Below are 14,386 nucleotides of genomic sequence, written 5' to 3' on the forward strand. Positions count from 1 at the left end.
GTCGCGGTATCCGGCGAGCGCCCCAGATAGCGGGCGAAGTTGCACACCGCGCGGATGTACGCGGACTGCGTCTTGGGATGGAGCTTGCGCATCCGCATGTCGTCGAGCATGCGCTGGCGTAGGGGGCTGATCGGGCGGGTAGTCGTTTCCATGACGTGCTCCTGTCGAAAACGAGGCGGGTCGCCTCATCTCCAACATGGCAGAGCACTGCCGATGCACACCCCCGACGTCCTGACCGTTCGAAGCGGTTCAGCGCGCCCTACCGCGAGAGCGGTTTAGTCCTCGGCCGAATTTGAGTCACCGCGGTTTTCTCGCAGCAGGCGCTTGCGGTTCAGGACTTCGTGCACTCGGTTGCTCTTCCGGATGATCGGCTCCAGATCCTTCACGGGCAGACTGCTTTGCTCCATCCGGAACTTAATCGCCGCGGCAACCCGCCGCGCCCCGACTAGCCCCCACCCTCCCCCGCAAGACTCTGTCCCAGTTCCCCCTTTCCCCAGAGTGGATTCCCTTGCACGAACGGGATAGGTCCTGCGGGGAGCGGATAGTCCCCTGCCAGCCCCGCCCATATGGTTAGCGCCATGGAAAACCCTGCACTTCAACCGCTGACCAGAACCCGGGAGACGGACACGCTCATGGACAGACTTCCCGACTACGTCGCGGCCCGCCCACGCGCCGGGGCGACCGCCGCGGTGCCGCCCGCGGCGGAACCTCCCGTACGGCGTCGGACGCTCACGGGTGCAATGGTCGCGATGCTGCCGTGGGCGATCATCGCCGGCCTGCTGTGGGCCGGCCTCTTCGTCAAGCCTCAGCCGGTCGGCAGCACGGTGCAGCCGCCGCTGTTGGAGCAGCGGGACCATTTCTACGGGCTCGCGCTCGCGGCCGACAAGGTGTGGGTCGCGGGCTCGAACGGCAAGATCCTCGCGCTCGGCGCGGACGGCGGGATCGAGCGCTTCACGACGCCGACCGAGCGCACCCTGCAGGACATCGCGGTGTGGGACGCATCGCACGCGGTCGCGGTCGGCAACGACGGAGTGATCGTCTTCACCGCCGACGGCGGGCGCACCTGGACCGCCGCGGCGGAAGTGCCGCGATCGCAAGTCGCGAACAAACTCAACCGCGTGCGCGTCGCCGATGGCGGCGTCGCGGTCGCGACCGGGGAGATGGGTGCGCTGCTGATGAGCCGCGACCACGGGCGCACGTGGGCGCGGCTGCGCGACGAGGAGGACGTCGCATGGAACGACGTGGCGCTGCTCGGCGCCGGGCGTATCCGCGTCGTCGGCGAGTTCGGCCGCATCCTCACGAGCGAGGACGACGGCGCGAGCTGGAACGAGATCGCTGCGCCGGTGCCGAGTTCCCTGATGGCAGTCGCGTTCCGCGACGCGGATGTCGGCGTCGCGGTCGGGCTCGAAGGTGTCGTGCTGGTGACGCGCGACAGCGGTCGCACGTGGCACGAGGCCGACGTTGGCGCGCGCGACCATCTCTTCGACATCGCGTGGGACGCGGCCGGCGGCCGCTGGATCGGCGCGGGCGCGCTTGGCCGCTGGGTGACCGCCGACGCGGAGGCCGCGCGCTGGACGAGCGGTCGGCTCGACGACCGCGATCTGTCCTGGCACACGCGCGTAGTGCCCGCCGGCGGGCTGGCCTGGTTCGCGGGCGCGAACGTCGGCCGCTGGGACGGCGAGCGCTGGACGCCCGTCGGCCGCTGAAGCGCTGCCCTCAATACCCGCCTGAAGAGACCACCATGATCGAACGTATTGCCGAATTCTGCATTCGCCGCCGCAGCTGGGTCGTCGGCGGCGTCGCGGCGCTGACCCTCGTGTTGAGCTGGTTCGCACTGCACATCGAGGTACGCACCGTCTTCGAGGACCTGCTGCCGTCGCGGCACGAGTACGTGCAGACGCACCAGAAGTTCAAGGACACGTTCGGAGGTTCGAACATGGTCACGATCATGTTCGAGGTGCCCGAGGGCGAGATCTTCCAGCCGGCCGTGCTCGAAAAGGTGCGCACGGTGACGCTCGGGCTGCGCGAGGTGTCGGCGGTCAATCCATACCAGATCACGTCGCTCGCGTCGAAGAAGCTCAAGGAGGTGCGCGCGTCGACCGACGGCATCGAGACGCGGCCGCTGATGTGGCCGGACCTGCCGGCGAACGCGGACGCGCTCGCGGCACTCCGCGAAGCCGTGCTGCGCAACCCGCTGGTCTATGGATCGTTCGTATCGAAGGACCTGCAGGCGACACTGATCACCGTCGACTTCATCGACCGCGAGGTCGATTACGCGAAGGTGTTCGCCGAGATCCGCGACCTCGTCGCGAAGGTCGACGACGGAACGGTCGAGATCCGCGTCGTCGGCGACCCGATCCTGTACGGCTGGGTCAATCACTACGTCCCCGAGACGGTGGACCTCGTCGCCGCGGCACTCGCGCTGACCCTGGCGATGCTGTTCGTGCTGCTGCGCACCTGGCGTGGGGTGCTGCTGCCGCTGCTGGCCGGGGCGGTCAGCGCGATCTGGGCGCTCGGTATCTGCCGCCTGCTCGGCATCCAGTTCGAGCCGCTGGTGATCGTCGTCGCGATGCTGATCACGTCGCGCGCGGTGTCGCACTCGGTGCAGATCGTCAACCGCTTCGACGACGAGCTCGAGCTCTTGCCGCCCGGCGACGGCGTGGCGCGCCGGGCCGCACGTGTCGCGCTCGCCGACCTCTTCCGCCCCGGCATGCTCGGCGTCATCGCCGATGCCGCATGCATGGCCGTGGTGGCGCTGAGCCCGATCCCGATGCTGCAGAAACTCACGGTGCTGTCCGTCGTATGGGTGTCCACGCTGACGGTTAGCGCGGTGATCCTGACACCGGTGCTGCTGTCGTACATCCGTCGTCCGCACGGCACGGTGCATCCGCTCGACCTCGCGCCGCTGCTGCGCCGCGTGCTCGACCTCGGGGTGTGGATGGCGTTGTCGCGCTTCCGCTTCGCGGTGATCGGCTGCAGCGTCGTCGTCATGGCGGTGTCCGGGCTGTACGCGTTCAACCTGAAGATCGGCGACGCGAACCCGGGCTCGCCGATCCTGTGGCCGGAGTCGACGTACAACCGTGATTCGGCCGCGATCAACGCGCGCTTCCAGGGCGTCGACCGGATGTTCATCGTGCTCGGCGAGGACGGCAAGGAGGGGCTCGTCAAGAGCAACGACGTGCTGCTGGCGATGAACCGCTTCCAGCGCTTCATCGAAGCGCAGCCGGAAGTCGGCGGCACCGTGTCGATCGCCGATGTGCTGCCGGTGGTGAACAGCACGTTGCGCGAGGGCAACCCGCGCTACCTGGAGTTGGGCGATACGCAGCAGGTCAATGGGAGCCTGATGGGGATCCTCGACTCCGTGTCGGAGCCGGGCGACATCGACCGCTTCGCCGACAACCGCTATTCCAACGGCGCCGTGACGATGATGTTCCGCGACCGCCAGGGCGAGACGATCCGCACGGCGGTGGCGCGCGTGAAGGAGTTCATCGCCCAGAATCCGCTGCCCGAGGGGCGATGGCAGCTCGCCGGCGGTCTGATCGGCGTGATGGCCGCGGTCAATGAAGTGATCCTGTCGAGCCAGATCGAGGCGGTCGCGCTCGCGCTGCTCGTGCTGGTCGTGATCTGCACGGTCGTCTATCGCTCGGCGGTGGCCGGGATGCTGTTCATGGTGCCGGTGATCATCTCCAACACGCTGACCTTCAGCTTCATGGCGTGGAAGGGCATCGGCATGAACATCAACACCGTGCCGGTCGCCGCGCTCGGCATCGGCCTCGGCGTCGATTACGCGTTCTACATCGCCGACCGGATCAAGGAGGAGATCGCAGCCGGCAGCACGCCCGAGCACGCGATCCGCCAGGCGCTCCATTCGGCCGGCATGGGCGTCGTCGTCACCGCGAGCGTGCTGATCTTCAGCACCCTGCTGTGGTGGGCGTCGTCGCTGCGCTTCCAGGCCGAGATGGGCCTCCTGATGGCGATCTGGCTCGGCATCTCGGCGATGTCGGCGCTGTTCGTGATGCCGTCCGTGATCTACGTGTTCCGCCCCGCGTTCATTTTCGGCCGCCGCGAGGCGCCGGTGCTCGACGGGCTGCGGCCTGCGATGCAGCCGGCCTGAGCGGTCCGTTCGACTGTCGTCGGCTTCGCCGCGCATTGCTGCGATTCATCCAAGGGAGAAGACATGAAAAGGAAAGGACACATCGGCGCGCACAGACGCACCGGCCTCAAGAAGCCGGCCGCCGCACCCCTCGTCGTCACCGTGGCCGCGGCCATTGCGACGCTAGGCCTGCCGGCACACGCGGCGGACGACAGCCTGACGATCGACGGCTACCTGCGCCAGGAGCTGTCCTGGAACACGAAAAACTGGGTCGACTCGCCCGACTACGACGACCGCGGCAAGCTGTCGATGGCGCGCACGACCGCGCGCCTCAACGTCGACTGGAAGGCCACGCCGGACGTGTCGGTCGTCGCGAAGCTGCGCGCGGTCGGTGAGTTCGAAACGCCCTTCCTGAGCCATCTCGAGAAGATGGGCGCGAACAATTACCATGCCGGTGCGCGCGGCGACATCATGAAGCTCTACAACCGCAATGACATCGGCGACGTCGTGCGCGAGCTGTATGTGGACTTCCCGCTGGGCGAGCGCGCCCGCATGCGCTTCGGCAAGCAGCAGATCGCCTGGGGCGAGACCGATTTCTTCGCCGCGAACGACCTGGTGCACGGCTTCGACTACACCTGGCGCACCTTTCTCGAACCGGCGAACGAGGAGCTGCGCAAGACCAACATCATGTTCAAGCTGAACGTCGACGTGCCCGAGCTCAGCGGCGGGGTCGAGATGTTCGTGCGCCCCGGCTGGGACCGCAGGAAGGACATCGGCACCGAGCTCGACATCTACGGCGGTCGCTGGTCCGGCCAGCCGTACGCGGGCATCGACTTCCGCAACATCGACCCGTACGACTACAGGAACAGCGAGGGCGACTATCGCGACCCGACCGGCGGCATCCGCTGGAGCGGGCTCGCCGGCGACGTGAACTATTCGGTGTCCTACCTGAAGACGTTCTGGCCGAGCCCGATCATGAACGGCACGAGCAAGTTCAACGGCATGCCGGGGACGAGCCCGGTGGACACCATCGGACGCAGCGACACCAACGGACTCTTCGGCGACGTGATCTACCCGATCGTCGACGTGTTCGGCTTCACCGCCAGCGGCTATGCGAAGTGGGCCGACGCGGTGTTCAGCACCGAAGTCGCGTACGTGCAGGACCTGCCGTACCAGATCTCGCAGATTCCCGGCTCGTTCGCGTCCCAGGTCGTCGCCCCCGGCTTCGACGGCATTCGCCGCAAGGACGTGCTGGCGTGGATGCTGCGCATGGACAAGAACATCGCGGCGACGCAGCACCTCCTGGGCAGCGAGAAGCCGATGTTCTTCTCGGTGCAGCTTTTCGACAAATGGATCCAGAACTACGACCACGACGAGCGGCTGCTGAACACCGTCGGCTGGGGCGCTCGCACGAAGGAGCATTCCTTCCTGCTGACCGGCATCTTCAGTCTCAGCTATGACAACGGGCGCGTGAAGCCGGAATTCGTCATCGGCAAGGACCTCACCTACGGCGGCGGCTTCGCGGTGCCCTCGGTGACGGTCGAGCTCGCGAAGAACTGGCGCTGGAAGCTCGAGTACGACGCGTTCTGGTCGGACGACTGGCGCGATGCGCGCGACTGCGCCCCGCCCAACGCCGGACGCTGTGACGACACCGGACTCTTCGGCATCTTCCACAAGCGCGACCAGCTCTACACGAGCCTGACCTACCTGTTCTGACCCTCGAGGGAGACATGACGATGACAATCCACAATCCGCCGATCCACAAGCCCCTTCTCGGCGCGCTCGCGGTCGCGCTCCTGACGACGACGCTCGCCGCGCGCGCGGCCGAGCTGCCCGAAGGCACGGTGATCTCGGCGGAAAACATCGACAAGATCAAGGGCGACACGTTCGAAGGCCACACAGTCGCGAACCTGCTGTCCGAGCGCATGGAATGGCGCATCCGCAACAACGGCTGGAAGCTGCCGCTGGCGAAGTCGAAGGAGGTCCCGCTCGATCCGAAATGGGTCAAGGCGTCGCGCGCGAACGCCGGCAAGACGAAAATCAACAGCGAAACCTGCCAGATCGACGGCTGGGCCGCTGGCCAGCCGTTTCCCGACATCGACGTGAAGGATCCGCAGGCCGCCGAGAAAGTCGTGTGGAACTGGCATCTCGGACAGCTCTCGGGCGACGTCGCCTACGTGCCGTTTTTCACGCAGGTGCTGATCGACGGCGAGAAGGGCGTGCACGCCGAGCCGGTCGCCGAGTTCACGCGCTACTCAATGAAAGGGCGGCTGTCGGGCGAGGCGGTCGAAGGCGATGGCACCGAACGCAGCCGGCAGCTGCTGTACTTCAAGGCGCCGTCCGACATGAAAGGCCTCGGCACCTACAGCGTCATGTACGACTCGACGAAAGTGAACGACGTCTGGGCCTACATCCCGGCCGTGCGCCGGGTGCGTCGGCTGTCGGGTGGCGCGTGGATGGACCCGATCGGCTCGTCCGACCAACTGCAGGACGACCTCGAGATATTCAACGCGCGGCCGTGCTGGTATCCCGGCTACAAGATGGTCGGCAAGCGCTGGGTGCTCGCGGTCGCAAACAGCAAGACGCCGCTGTGGAACAAGAACGGCAAGGATTTCGCCGAGAAGTACCCGGTGCTCGAAAACACGGCGCCGTACTGGAACATGAACCACAACCGGTTCGAGCCGCGCGAGGTGTATGTCATCGAAGCGACGACGCCGTCCGAGCACCCGTACAGCAAGAAAGTGCTGTACGTGGACACGAAGTACCCGCGCATCTATTACGGCGAGGCGTACAACCGCAAAGGCGAGTTCTGGAAGTTCATGGAGTTCCACTCGTACGCGGCGAAAGCCGAGGACGGTTTCACTGACGTACGCACCAGCGGCGGCGCAATCATCGACTTCCAGCGCAACCACGCGACGGTGTTCCTCGTCGACACGGGGACGTGGAAGACCAACATCGCGGGCGTAACAGCGAAAGACTACTCGCTGCAAACACTGCAGGCCGCGGGCCGCTGAGCCAGTGGCTCCGCGCGTGCCGACCTTTACTCCTCTTCGCCCGGCGGCTTCGGTCGCCGGGATCTTTTCGTGGGGGGCGGGACCGCGCGGATACAGAGCCCCGGTGCCGGCGTGGCCGGCACCGGCCCTGCCCGGCGCGTTACATGCGGCAGCCGCGCGCCGGGTCCGCCAGCGCCTTCTCGGCGACGCCGACGAGCTTGTTGTCGCGGCCTTCGGCCTTGCGCAGGTAGATGTCCTGCACCGGGTTGTGCGCTTTCGACAGCGTGAAGGCGCCGCGCGGGCTGTCGATCTTCGCCGCCTCCATCGCCTTGATCATCTTCGGCTGATCGAGCTTGCCGCCCTTGATCGCATCGAGGCCCACACGCAGCAGCTGGGCGGCGTCGTAGCCCTGCACGGCGTACACGTCGGGCTGCATCCTGTACGTCGTCGCGTACCTGGTGCGGAAGGCCGTGTCCTTCGCGTTCGTCAGGCCGTCGGCGTAATGCAGCGCCGTCAGCAGGCCCTCGCCGGCGCCGCCCATCGCGTCGAGCGTGCCGTCGGTGAGGAAGCCCGACGCGTACAGCGGGACGAGCTTCTTCAGCCCCGCGGCGTCGTAGTCGCGGACGAACTTGGCCGCGCCGGCGCCGGCGAAGAAGACGAACACCGCGTCGGGCTTCAGGTTCGCGATCTCGGTCAGATAGGCCTGGAACTCGACGTTCGGGAAGGGCAGGTAGAGCTCCTTCGCGACCTTGCCGCCGGCCTTCTCGAAGGCTTCCTTGAAGCCGCCGACGGCCTGTTCGCCTGCCGCGTACTTCCACGTCAGCGTGACGACGTTCTTGTGGCCACGCTCGGCGGCGACCTTGCCCATGCCGTATGCGGGCTGCCAGTTCGTGAACGACGTGCGGAACACGTTCGGCGCACACAGCGGGCCGGTGAGTTCGTCGGCGCCGGCATTGGGGACGATCAGCAGCGTCTTCGTGTCGCGCGCGACCTTGGCCATGGCCATCGCGACGCCCGAATGCACAGTGCCGACCAGCACGTCGACCTCGTCGCGCTTGACGAGCTTGGAGGCGTTCTCGGTCGCCTTGGCCGGATCGGATTCGTCATCGACGACGAAGTATTCGACCGCGCGCCCGCCGAGCATGCCGTCGTGCTCGGCGACGTATTGCTTGAAACCGTTGGTGATCGCGTTGCCGAGTGCGGCGTAGGTGCCGGTGTAGGGCAGCATCAGCCCGACCTTGACCTTCTCTGCGGCGTGCGCCGCGCCGAGCGTCAGCGCGCCGAGCGCCACGGCGGCAAGGCCGCGGATCACGCAGGCTCCGTTCTTGTTGGTCACTTTCGTCTCCTCCTGTTTTTCGAGTGTAGTCGCGGCAAGGGCAGCGGCCGCGGGCGCCTTGCATCTGCCCCGCTTCCGTCTGTGCGGAATCGAACCGGAGCCCTTCAATGATTCCGTCAATGAGCCCGGAGCGGTATCAGGATTTCCCCTCGCGCAGCCGGAAGCGCTGCAGCTTGCCGGTCTCGGTGCGCGGCAGCGAATCGCGGAATTCGACCGCGCGCGGGTACTTGTAGGGCGCGATCGTGCGCTTGACGAAGTCCTGCAGCTCGCGCGCGAGCAGCTCCCCTGCCCCGTGGCCGGGACGCGGCACCACGAAGGCCTTGACGATCTGGCCGCGCTCCTCGTCGGGCACCCCGATGACGGCGCATTCGGCGACCGCCGGATGCTGCATCAGCGCATCCTCGACTTCCGGCGCGCCGATGTTGTAGCCGGCCGACACGATCATGTCGTCGAGTCGCGACTGGTAGTGGAAATAGCCGTCAGCGTCCATGGAGTACGCATCGCCGGTGCAGTTCCAGCCATCGCTGACGTAGTTGCGCTGGCGCGCGTCGTCGAGGTAACGGCAGCCGGTCGGCCCCTGCACCGCGAGCCGGCCGACGGTGCCGACCGGCACTTCGCGGCCTTCCTCGTCGACGATGCGCGCGCGATAGCCGGGCACGACGGTGCCGGTGGCGCCCGCGCGCGCATGCTCTTCGTCGGCGGAGATGAAGATGTGGAACATCTCGGTCGCCCCGATGCCGTCGATGATCTCGATGCCGGTCGCGTCCTTCCACAGCGCCCGCGTCGCCGCCGGCAGCACCTCGCCCGCCGACACGCATTTCGCCAGCGGCCCGCCCTGCGGCGCACCGAGCCGCCGCTCGCGAGCGTCCTCGGCCATCGCTCGGTACGAAGTCGGCGCGGTGAACAGGATCGTCGCGCCGAATTCGGCGATCGCGTCGAGAAGCCGCGACGGCGACGCCTGCTCGAGCAGCACGGTCGATGCGCCGACGCTCATCGGGAACAGCAGGAGGCCGCCGAGCCCGAACGTGAACGCCAGCGGCGGGCTGCCGATGAAGATGTCGTCCGGCTGCGGCCGCAGCACGTGCGGCGGCCAGCAGCGGCAGGCGGCGAGGACGTCGCGGTGGAAATGCATCGTTGCCTTCGGCTGTCCCGTCGTGCCCGACGTGAAGGCGAGGATGCAGGTGTCGTCGGCGGCGGTCGCGACGTTGTCGAACGCTTCGGGCTGGCGCGCCATGGCCGCTTCGAGGCCGGCTGCGGACGGATCGTCGAAGGAGAGCACGTGCGCGACGAAGGGGCGCGTCGCCACGGCCTCGTCGAGTTCGCCGCGCAGCCCGTGCGCGCACAGCGCATGCGTGACCCGGCCCTTGTCCAGGATCTGGCCGAGCTCCCTGGCGCGCAGCAGCGGCATGGTGCCGACCGCGATCGCGCCGACCTTGATGACCGCGAACCAGCAGGCGGCCAGCATCGGGCTGTTCGGCCCGCGCAGCAGCACGCGGTTGCCCGGCACGATGCCCAGCTCGCGCACGAGCACGTTGGCGATACGGTTTGCGCGTTCGAGCAGCTCGCGGTAGGTCCAGCACAGGCCGCCGGGCGCGCGCAGGCAGACACGGTCGCCCTCGCCCGTGGCGACGCGGCGGTCGAGCAGCTCGACCGCGCAATTCAGCTGCGGCGGAAACTGCAGCGAGGGCAGATCGAACAGGAATTCGGGTTGCAGCTCAGGCGCCGGCAGGCGGTCGCGGGCGAAGGTATCGACGTGACTGGTCACGATGGCATCTCCCCTGAAGAAGTGAATCCGAAAGGATGACGGATTCCGCTCGCAGCGCGCCCCCCTATGACGAGGAGAAACGGTGGCGCGAAATCGGTAGCAGCGCGGGCGCGCCGTCGAGCCTTCAGTCCGAAATCGTCGAGAGATGCGCCTTCAGGCGGTCGAGCAGCTTGAGCATCCGCTGCTTCTCCGCGTGGTCGAGCCCGGCCAGCAGCCCCACGACCCATTGCCCGTGCTCGCGCGCCATCCGGTCGAACTGGCGCTGGCCCGCGGGCGTCAGCATCACGGTGAACGAGCGCCGGTCGCGCGGGTCGTCGCGCCGTTCGACCAGGCCTTCGTCGGCCAGCTTGTCGGTCAGCCCGGTGACGTTGCCCCCGGTCACCATCAGCAGGCGCGACAGCTCGCTCATCTTCAGGCCTTCCGGGTGCCGGTCGAGCTGCGCCATCAGATCGAAGCGCGGCAGCGTGGAGTCGAAGTTCGTGCGCAGGCGCGTGCGCAGCTGCGCTTCGACGAGATTCGTGCAGGTCAGAAGCCGCAGCCAGACGCGCAGCGCCTCGTGCTCGTCGCTGCGGGCATCGTTCGAGGGGCGGACGGTGGTTGACGTGGGCATGCGGGTTCGAAGTCGGAAAAGGGGCCGGAAGGAGCCGGAGCGGCAAAAATACTTTACTCATGAATTAATTCGAGCTCAAGCAAAATCGCCCCGGGCAGTGCGATTGGATTGATGAGGCGGCAAGCGAATACCGCTCCAAGCCCGGCCGCAGCCCTTCGACAGGCTCAGGGCGAACGGTTGATGATCCCTTCATTAGTCCGGGATCACCGCGGTGACCTCGATCTCGACTTTCGCGGCGTCCTCGACGAGATCGGCGACCTGCACCGCGGTCATCGTCGGGTAGTTGCGGCCCATGACCTCGCGATACACATGACCGATTTCCTTGAGCCGGGCCACGTATTCCTTCTTGTCGACGAGGTACCAGGTCATCCGCGTCACGTGCTCGGGTCCGCCGCCGGCGCAACGCACGACGTCGATCGCGTTCTTGAGCGCGAGGAAGACCTGCTGCACGAGATCGTCGCTCGGAAAACGGCAATCGCCATCCCAGCCGATCTGGCCGCCGACGAAAACCTGGCGGCCGCGCGCCTCGATGCCGTTCGAATACCCCCTGGGCGCGGCCCAGCCCTCGGGCTGAATCACCTTATGAACCATGCTTGTCTCCTGCGGAGGATGCCTTTGGTGGCACAGACGGCGCCGGCTGTTTCATGAGTTCGCGCGCGACGATGAGCTTCTGCACCTCGGTCGCACCTTCGTAGATACGCAGCGCGCGGATCTCGCGGTACAGCGACTCGACCTTCACGCCCACCTTCACGCCCAGCCCGCCGTGCATCTGTACTGCGGCGTCGATGACGCGCTGGGCGTTCTCCGTCGCGGTCATCTTCGCCATCGCCGCCTCGCGCGTCGTCGGCTTCTTCGCGACGTCGCGCTGCCAAGCGGCGCGCGCCGTCAGCAGGGCCGCCGCGTCGATGTCGGTCGCCATCTCGCCGAGCTTCGCCTGCGTGAGCTGGAAGTCGGCGAGCGTGTGGCCGAACATCGCACGGCCCTTCGCATGCGCGAGCGCCTCGTCGAGCGCACGGCGGGCGAAGCCGAGCGCGGCGGCGGCGACCGACGCGCGGAAGATGTCGAGCGTGCGCATCGCGATCTTGAAACCCTCGCCCGAAGCGCCAAGGCGGTTGCCGACCGGCACGCGCAGCCCCTTGAAGCGCAGGCGCGCGAGCGGGTGCGGCGCGATGACGTCGAGCCGCTCGACGATCTCGAAGCCGGGCATGTCGGGCGTCACGACGAAGGCCGACAGGCCGCGCGTGCCGGGTGCGTCGCCGGTGCGCGCGAAGACGCAATACACGTCGGCGATGCCGCCGTTCGAGATCCACGTCTTTTCGCCGTCGAGCACGTAGTGGTCGCCGTCGAGCCGCGCGCTCGTCGCGATCGCGGCGACGTCGGAACCCGCTTCGGGCTCGGTCAGCGCGAACGCGGCGATCCATTCGCCGGACGCGACCTTCGGCAGCACGCGCTGCTGCAGCTCGGGCGAACCCGCGAGCGTGATCGCGCCGGACCCGAGCCCCTGCATCGCGAACGCGAAGTCGGCGAGACCGTCGTGGTATGCGAGCGTTTCGCGCGCAATGCACAGCGCGCGCGAATCGAGCTCGGCGAGCGTGCCGCCAAAGGCAGCCGGCACGCAATAGCGCAGGAACCCGGCGCGGCCCAGCGCGCCCACCAGCCGGCGGCAGGCCGCGTCGGTGTCGTGATGGTCGATCGGGGGCAGCGCAGCCGCCCAGTCGAAAATCGCGTCCGACAGCGTGCGGTGCTCGGGACCGAAGAACGGCAGGTCGAGCGAGCTGCGGTCCATGGCGTACACGTCAGCAGCCTTCGAACTTCGGTTTCTGTTTCGCCGCGAACGCCTCGAACGCGCGCGTGAAGTCCCCGGTGACCATGCAGATCGCCTGGGCCTGGGCCTCGGACTCGATCATCTCCTCGATGCCCATCGCCCATTCCTGGTTGAGCATGGTCTTGGTCATGGTGTGCGCGAACCACGGCCCGTCGGCGAGGGTCTTCGCCAGCGCCTGCGCCTTGCCGAGCAGTTCCGCCGGCGCATGCACCGCGCTGAAGAAGCCGCAGGCGAGCGCCTCGTCGGCGCCCATCGCGCGGCCGGTCATCAGCAGATCGGTCGCCTTGCCCTGGCCGACGACGCGCGGCAGCAGGCCGCAGGCCCCCATGTCGGCGCCGGCGAGCCCGACGCGCGTGAAGAGATAGGCGGTCTTCGCTTCCGCGGTGCCGAGACGGAAGTCCGACGCCAGCGCGACCATCGCGCCGGCCCCGGCGCAGATGCCGTCGATCGCGGCGATGATCGGCTGCGGCGCGCGCCGCATGGCCTTGACCAGGTCGCCGGTCATGCGCGTGAAGGCGAGCAGTTCGGGCATCGACATCTTCGTCAGCGGCTCGATGATCTCGAACACGTCGCCACCCGAGCAGAAGTTGCCCCCCGCGCCCTGGATCACGACGGTGCGCACGTCGCTCGCATAGACGAGGCCGCGGAACAGGTCGCGCAGCTCCGCATACGAATCGAAGGTCAGCGGGTTCTTCTTCTCCGGGCGGTCCAGCGTAATCGTTGCGACCCGCCCGTCGTCCGAGCATTCCCAGCGAAAGTGGCGCGCCGTGTAATCCTTGAACGGGCGCTTGTGGTCCTGCATCGAAAGTTCTGCCATCTCATTCTCCTGTGGTGGCCCACTCGCCTGCGGACGAGTGGGAAGTTCTTGTCGTAGGGGGCCGCGGTAAGCACCCCGGCGGCACGGTCGCTCGCCCCCGCAAGTGGGAGGGAGCTTCCTTGCCCAATCAGGTCAGCCGCACATCACCTCGCCGCCCGCGACCGCAATCGATTGCCCGTGGATCGCGTCGCTGGTCGGCAGGCACAGCCAGCCGACGGTGGCGGCGACGTCCTCGGGTTGCACGAGCCGGCCCTGCGGATTGCGTGCGGCGAGCGCGGCCTTCGCGTCGTCGGTGCTGCGGCCGGTCTTGGCGACGATGTTGTCGACGGCCCCTTCGATCAGTGGCGTGTCGGTGTAGCCGGGACACACCGCGTTGACGGTGATCCCCTGCTTCGCGACCTCCAGCGCCAGCGCGTGCGTGAGGCCGATGACGCCATGCTTGGCGGCGCAGTACGCGGCGACGTAGGCATAGCCCGTGAGCCCGGCGGTGCTGGAGATGTTCACGATCCGCCCCCAACCCGCGGCCTGCATGGCGGCGAGTGCGGCGCGCGTGCAGTGGTAGGTGCCGGTGAGATTCACCGCGAGCATTTCGCTCCACAGCTCGGGGTCGGTGCGGCCGAACGGTGCGCTCTTCGCCGCACCGGCGTTGTTCACGAGGATCGCGATCGGCCCGCGCGCGGCGGCGGCGCCATCGAAGGCCGCGCGCACGGCGGCGAAGTCGGTGATGTCGGCGACGGCGAGGCCGTGGCCTTCGCCCGGAAGCCCGGCGCAGGCCGCTTCGAGCGGCGCACCGCGGCGACCGAGGAGCGTGAGCGTCGCGCCCAGCCGCGCGAGTTCCATCGCGCAAGCCCGGCCGATGCCGCTGCCTGCGCCGGTCACGAGCGCGTGTCGGCCGGCGAGCGGGCCGTTCTCTCTGTTGGGGTCGGGGGTCGTTGTCATTGTCGTAG

12 protein-coding genes are annotated in these 14,386 nt (G+C 67.7%); 4 read left to right on the forward strand and 8 right to left on the reverse strand.

The annotated features are described in order from the left end of the window. The coding region (locus F464_RS31725; RefSeq protein ID WP_040394422.1) for a phage integrase N-terminal SAM-like domain-containing protein at positions 1 to 152 on the reverse strand (152 nt) is incomplete at its 3' end. 480 nt (positions 153 to 632) lie between these two features. Here F464_RS31725 and F464_RS0122130 point away from each other — a divergent pair. The 4 genes from F464_RS0122130 to F464_RS0122145 all read left to right on the forward strand — a co-directional run bounded on the left by F464_RS0122130 (position 633) and on the right by F464_RS0122145 (position 7,107). Then, on the forward strand, positions 633 to 1,706 hold the full coding sequence (locus F464_RS0122130; RefSeq protein ID WP_157354084.1) for a WD40/YVTN/BNR-like repeat-containing protein: 1,074 nt from the start codon (positions 633 to 635) through the stop codon (positions 1,704 to 1,706). Positions 1,707 to 1,741: 35 nt separating this feature from the next. Continuing rightward, the gene (locus tag F464_RS0122135; RefSeq protein ID WP_018992047.1) at positions 1,742 to 4,114 is read left to right on the forward strand and encodes an efflux RND transporter permease subunit; all 2,373 of its coding nucleotides are present in this window, start codon (positions 1,742 to 1,744) and stop codon (positions 4,112 to 4,114) included. A 63-nt stretch (positions 4,115 to 4,177) separates the two neighbouring features. Further along, on the forward strand, positions 4,178 to 5,809 hold the full coding sequence (locus tag F464_RS0122140; protein ID WP_018992048.1) for a DUF1302 family protein: 1,632 nt from the start codon (positions 4,178 to 4,180) through the stop codon (positions 5,807 to 5,809). Between the two features lie 20 nt (positions 5,810 to 5,829). Next, positions 5,830 to 7,107, forward strand: coding sequence for a DUF1329 domain-containing protein (locus tag F464_RS0122145; RefSeq protein WP_026296227.1), 1,278 nt, complete (start codon positions 5,830 to 5,832; stop codon positions 7,105 to 7,107). A 139-nt stretch (positions 7,108 to 7,246) separates the two neighbouring features. Here F464_RS0122145 and F464_RS0122150 read toward each other — a convergent pair whose 3' ends face one another. The 7 genes from F464_RS0122150 to F464_RS0122180 form a co-directional block, all read right to left on the reverse strand. Next, on the reverse strand, positions 7,247 to 8,422 hold the full coding sequence (locus F464_RS0122150; protein ID WP_018992050.1) for an ABC transporter substrate-binding protein: 1,176 nt from the start codon (positions 8,420 to 8,422) through the stop codon (positions 7,247 to 7,249). A gap of 136 nt (positions 8,423 to 8,558) precedes the next feature. After that, entirely contained in the window at positions 8,559 to 10,187 is a 1,629-nt protein-coding gene (locus tag F464_RS0122155) for an AMP-binding protein (RefSeq protein WP_018992051.1), read from the reverse strand. A gap of 124 nt (positions 10,188 to 10,311) precedes the next feature. After that, positions 10,312 to 10,797, reverse strand: a complete 486-nt coding sequence (locus F464_RS0122160; RefSeq protein WP_018992052.1) for a MarR family winged helix-turn-helix transcriptional regulator — start codon at positions 10,795 to 10,797, stop codon at positions 10,312 to 10,314. Between the two features lie 192 nt (positions 10,798 to 10,989). Then, on the reverse strand, positions 10,990 to 11,388 hold the full coding sequence (locus tag F464_RS0122165) for a RidA family protein (RefSeq protein WP_018992053.1): 399 nt from the start codon (positions 11,386 to 11,388) through the stop codon (positions 10,990 to 10,992). After that, entirely contained in the window at positions 11,378 to 12,583 is a 1,206-nt protein-coding gene (locus F464_RS0122170; protein ID WP_018992054.1) for an acyl-CoA dehydrogenase family protein, read from the reverse strand. Before F464_RS0122170 ends, F464_RS0122165 begins: the two co-directional genes overlap by 11 nt. A gap of 10 nt (positions 12,584 to 12,593) precedes the next feature. Beyond that, positions 12,594 to 13,439 (reverse strand): enoyl-CoA hydratase family protein, encoded by an 846-nt coding sequence (locus tag F464_RS0122175; protein WP_018992055.1) that lies wholly within the window; start codon positions 13,437 to 13,439, stop codon positions 12,594 to 12,596. 132 nt (positions 13,440 to 13,571) lie between these two features. Beyond that, positions 13,572 to 14,378, reverse strand: coding sequence for an SDR family NAD(P)-dependent oxidoreductase (locus F464_RS0122180; protein WP_018992056.1), 807 nt, complete (start codon positions 14,376 to 14,378; stop codon positions 13,572 to 13,574). Positions 14,379 to 14,386: the final 8 nt, after the last annotated feature.

This window comes from Aromatoleum toluclasticum ATCC 700605 (genome assembly GCF_000378245.1).
GTDB classification, from domain to species: domain Bacteria; phylum Pseudomonadota; class Gammaproteobacteria; order Burkholderiales; family Rhodocyclaceae; genus Aromatoleum; species Aromatoleum toluclasticum.

Excerpts from the sequence above, each read along its gene's own strand:
- F464_RS0122165 (WP_018992053.1), bottom strand. The coding sequence starts at position 11,388 with ATGGTTCATAAGGTGATTCAGCCCGAGGGCTGGGCCGCGCCCAGGGGG.
- F464_RS0122130 (WP_157354084.1), top strand. The coding sequence starts at position 633 with ATGGACAGACTTCCCGACTACGTCGCGGCCCGCCCACGCGCCGGGGCG.
- F464_RS0122145 (WP_026296227.1), top strand. The coding sequence starts at position 5,830 with ATGACAATCCACAATCCGCCGATCCACAAGCCCCTTCTCGGCGCGCTC.
- F464_RS0122180 (WP_018992056.1), bottom strand. The coding sequence starts at position 14,378 with ATGACAACGACCCCCGACCCCAACAGAGAGAACGGCCCGCTCGCCGGC.
- F464_RS0122170 (WP_018992054.1), bottom strand. The coding sequence starts at position 12,583 with ATGGACCGCAGCTCGCTCGACCTGCCGTTCTTCGGTCCCGAGCACCGC.
- F464_RS0122175 (WP_018992055.1), bottom strand. The coding sequence starts at position 13,439 with ATGGCAGAACTTTCGATGCAGGACCACAAGCGCCCGTTCAAGGATTAC.
- F464_RS0122160 (WP_018992052.1), bottom strand. The coding sequence starts at position 10,797 with ATGCCCACGTCAACCACCGTCCGCCCCTCGAACGATGCCCGCAGCGAC.
- F464_RS0122135 (WP_018992047.1), top strand. The coding sequence starts at position 1,742 with ATGATCGAACGTATTGCCGAATTCTGCATTCGCCGCCGCAGCTGGGTC.
- F464_RS0122140 (WP_018992048.1), top strand. The coding sequence starts at position 4,178 with ATGAAAAGGAAAGGACACATCGGCGCGCACAGACGCACCGGCCTCAAG.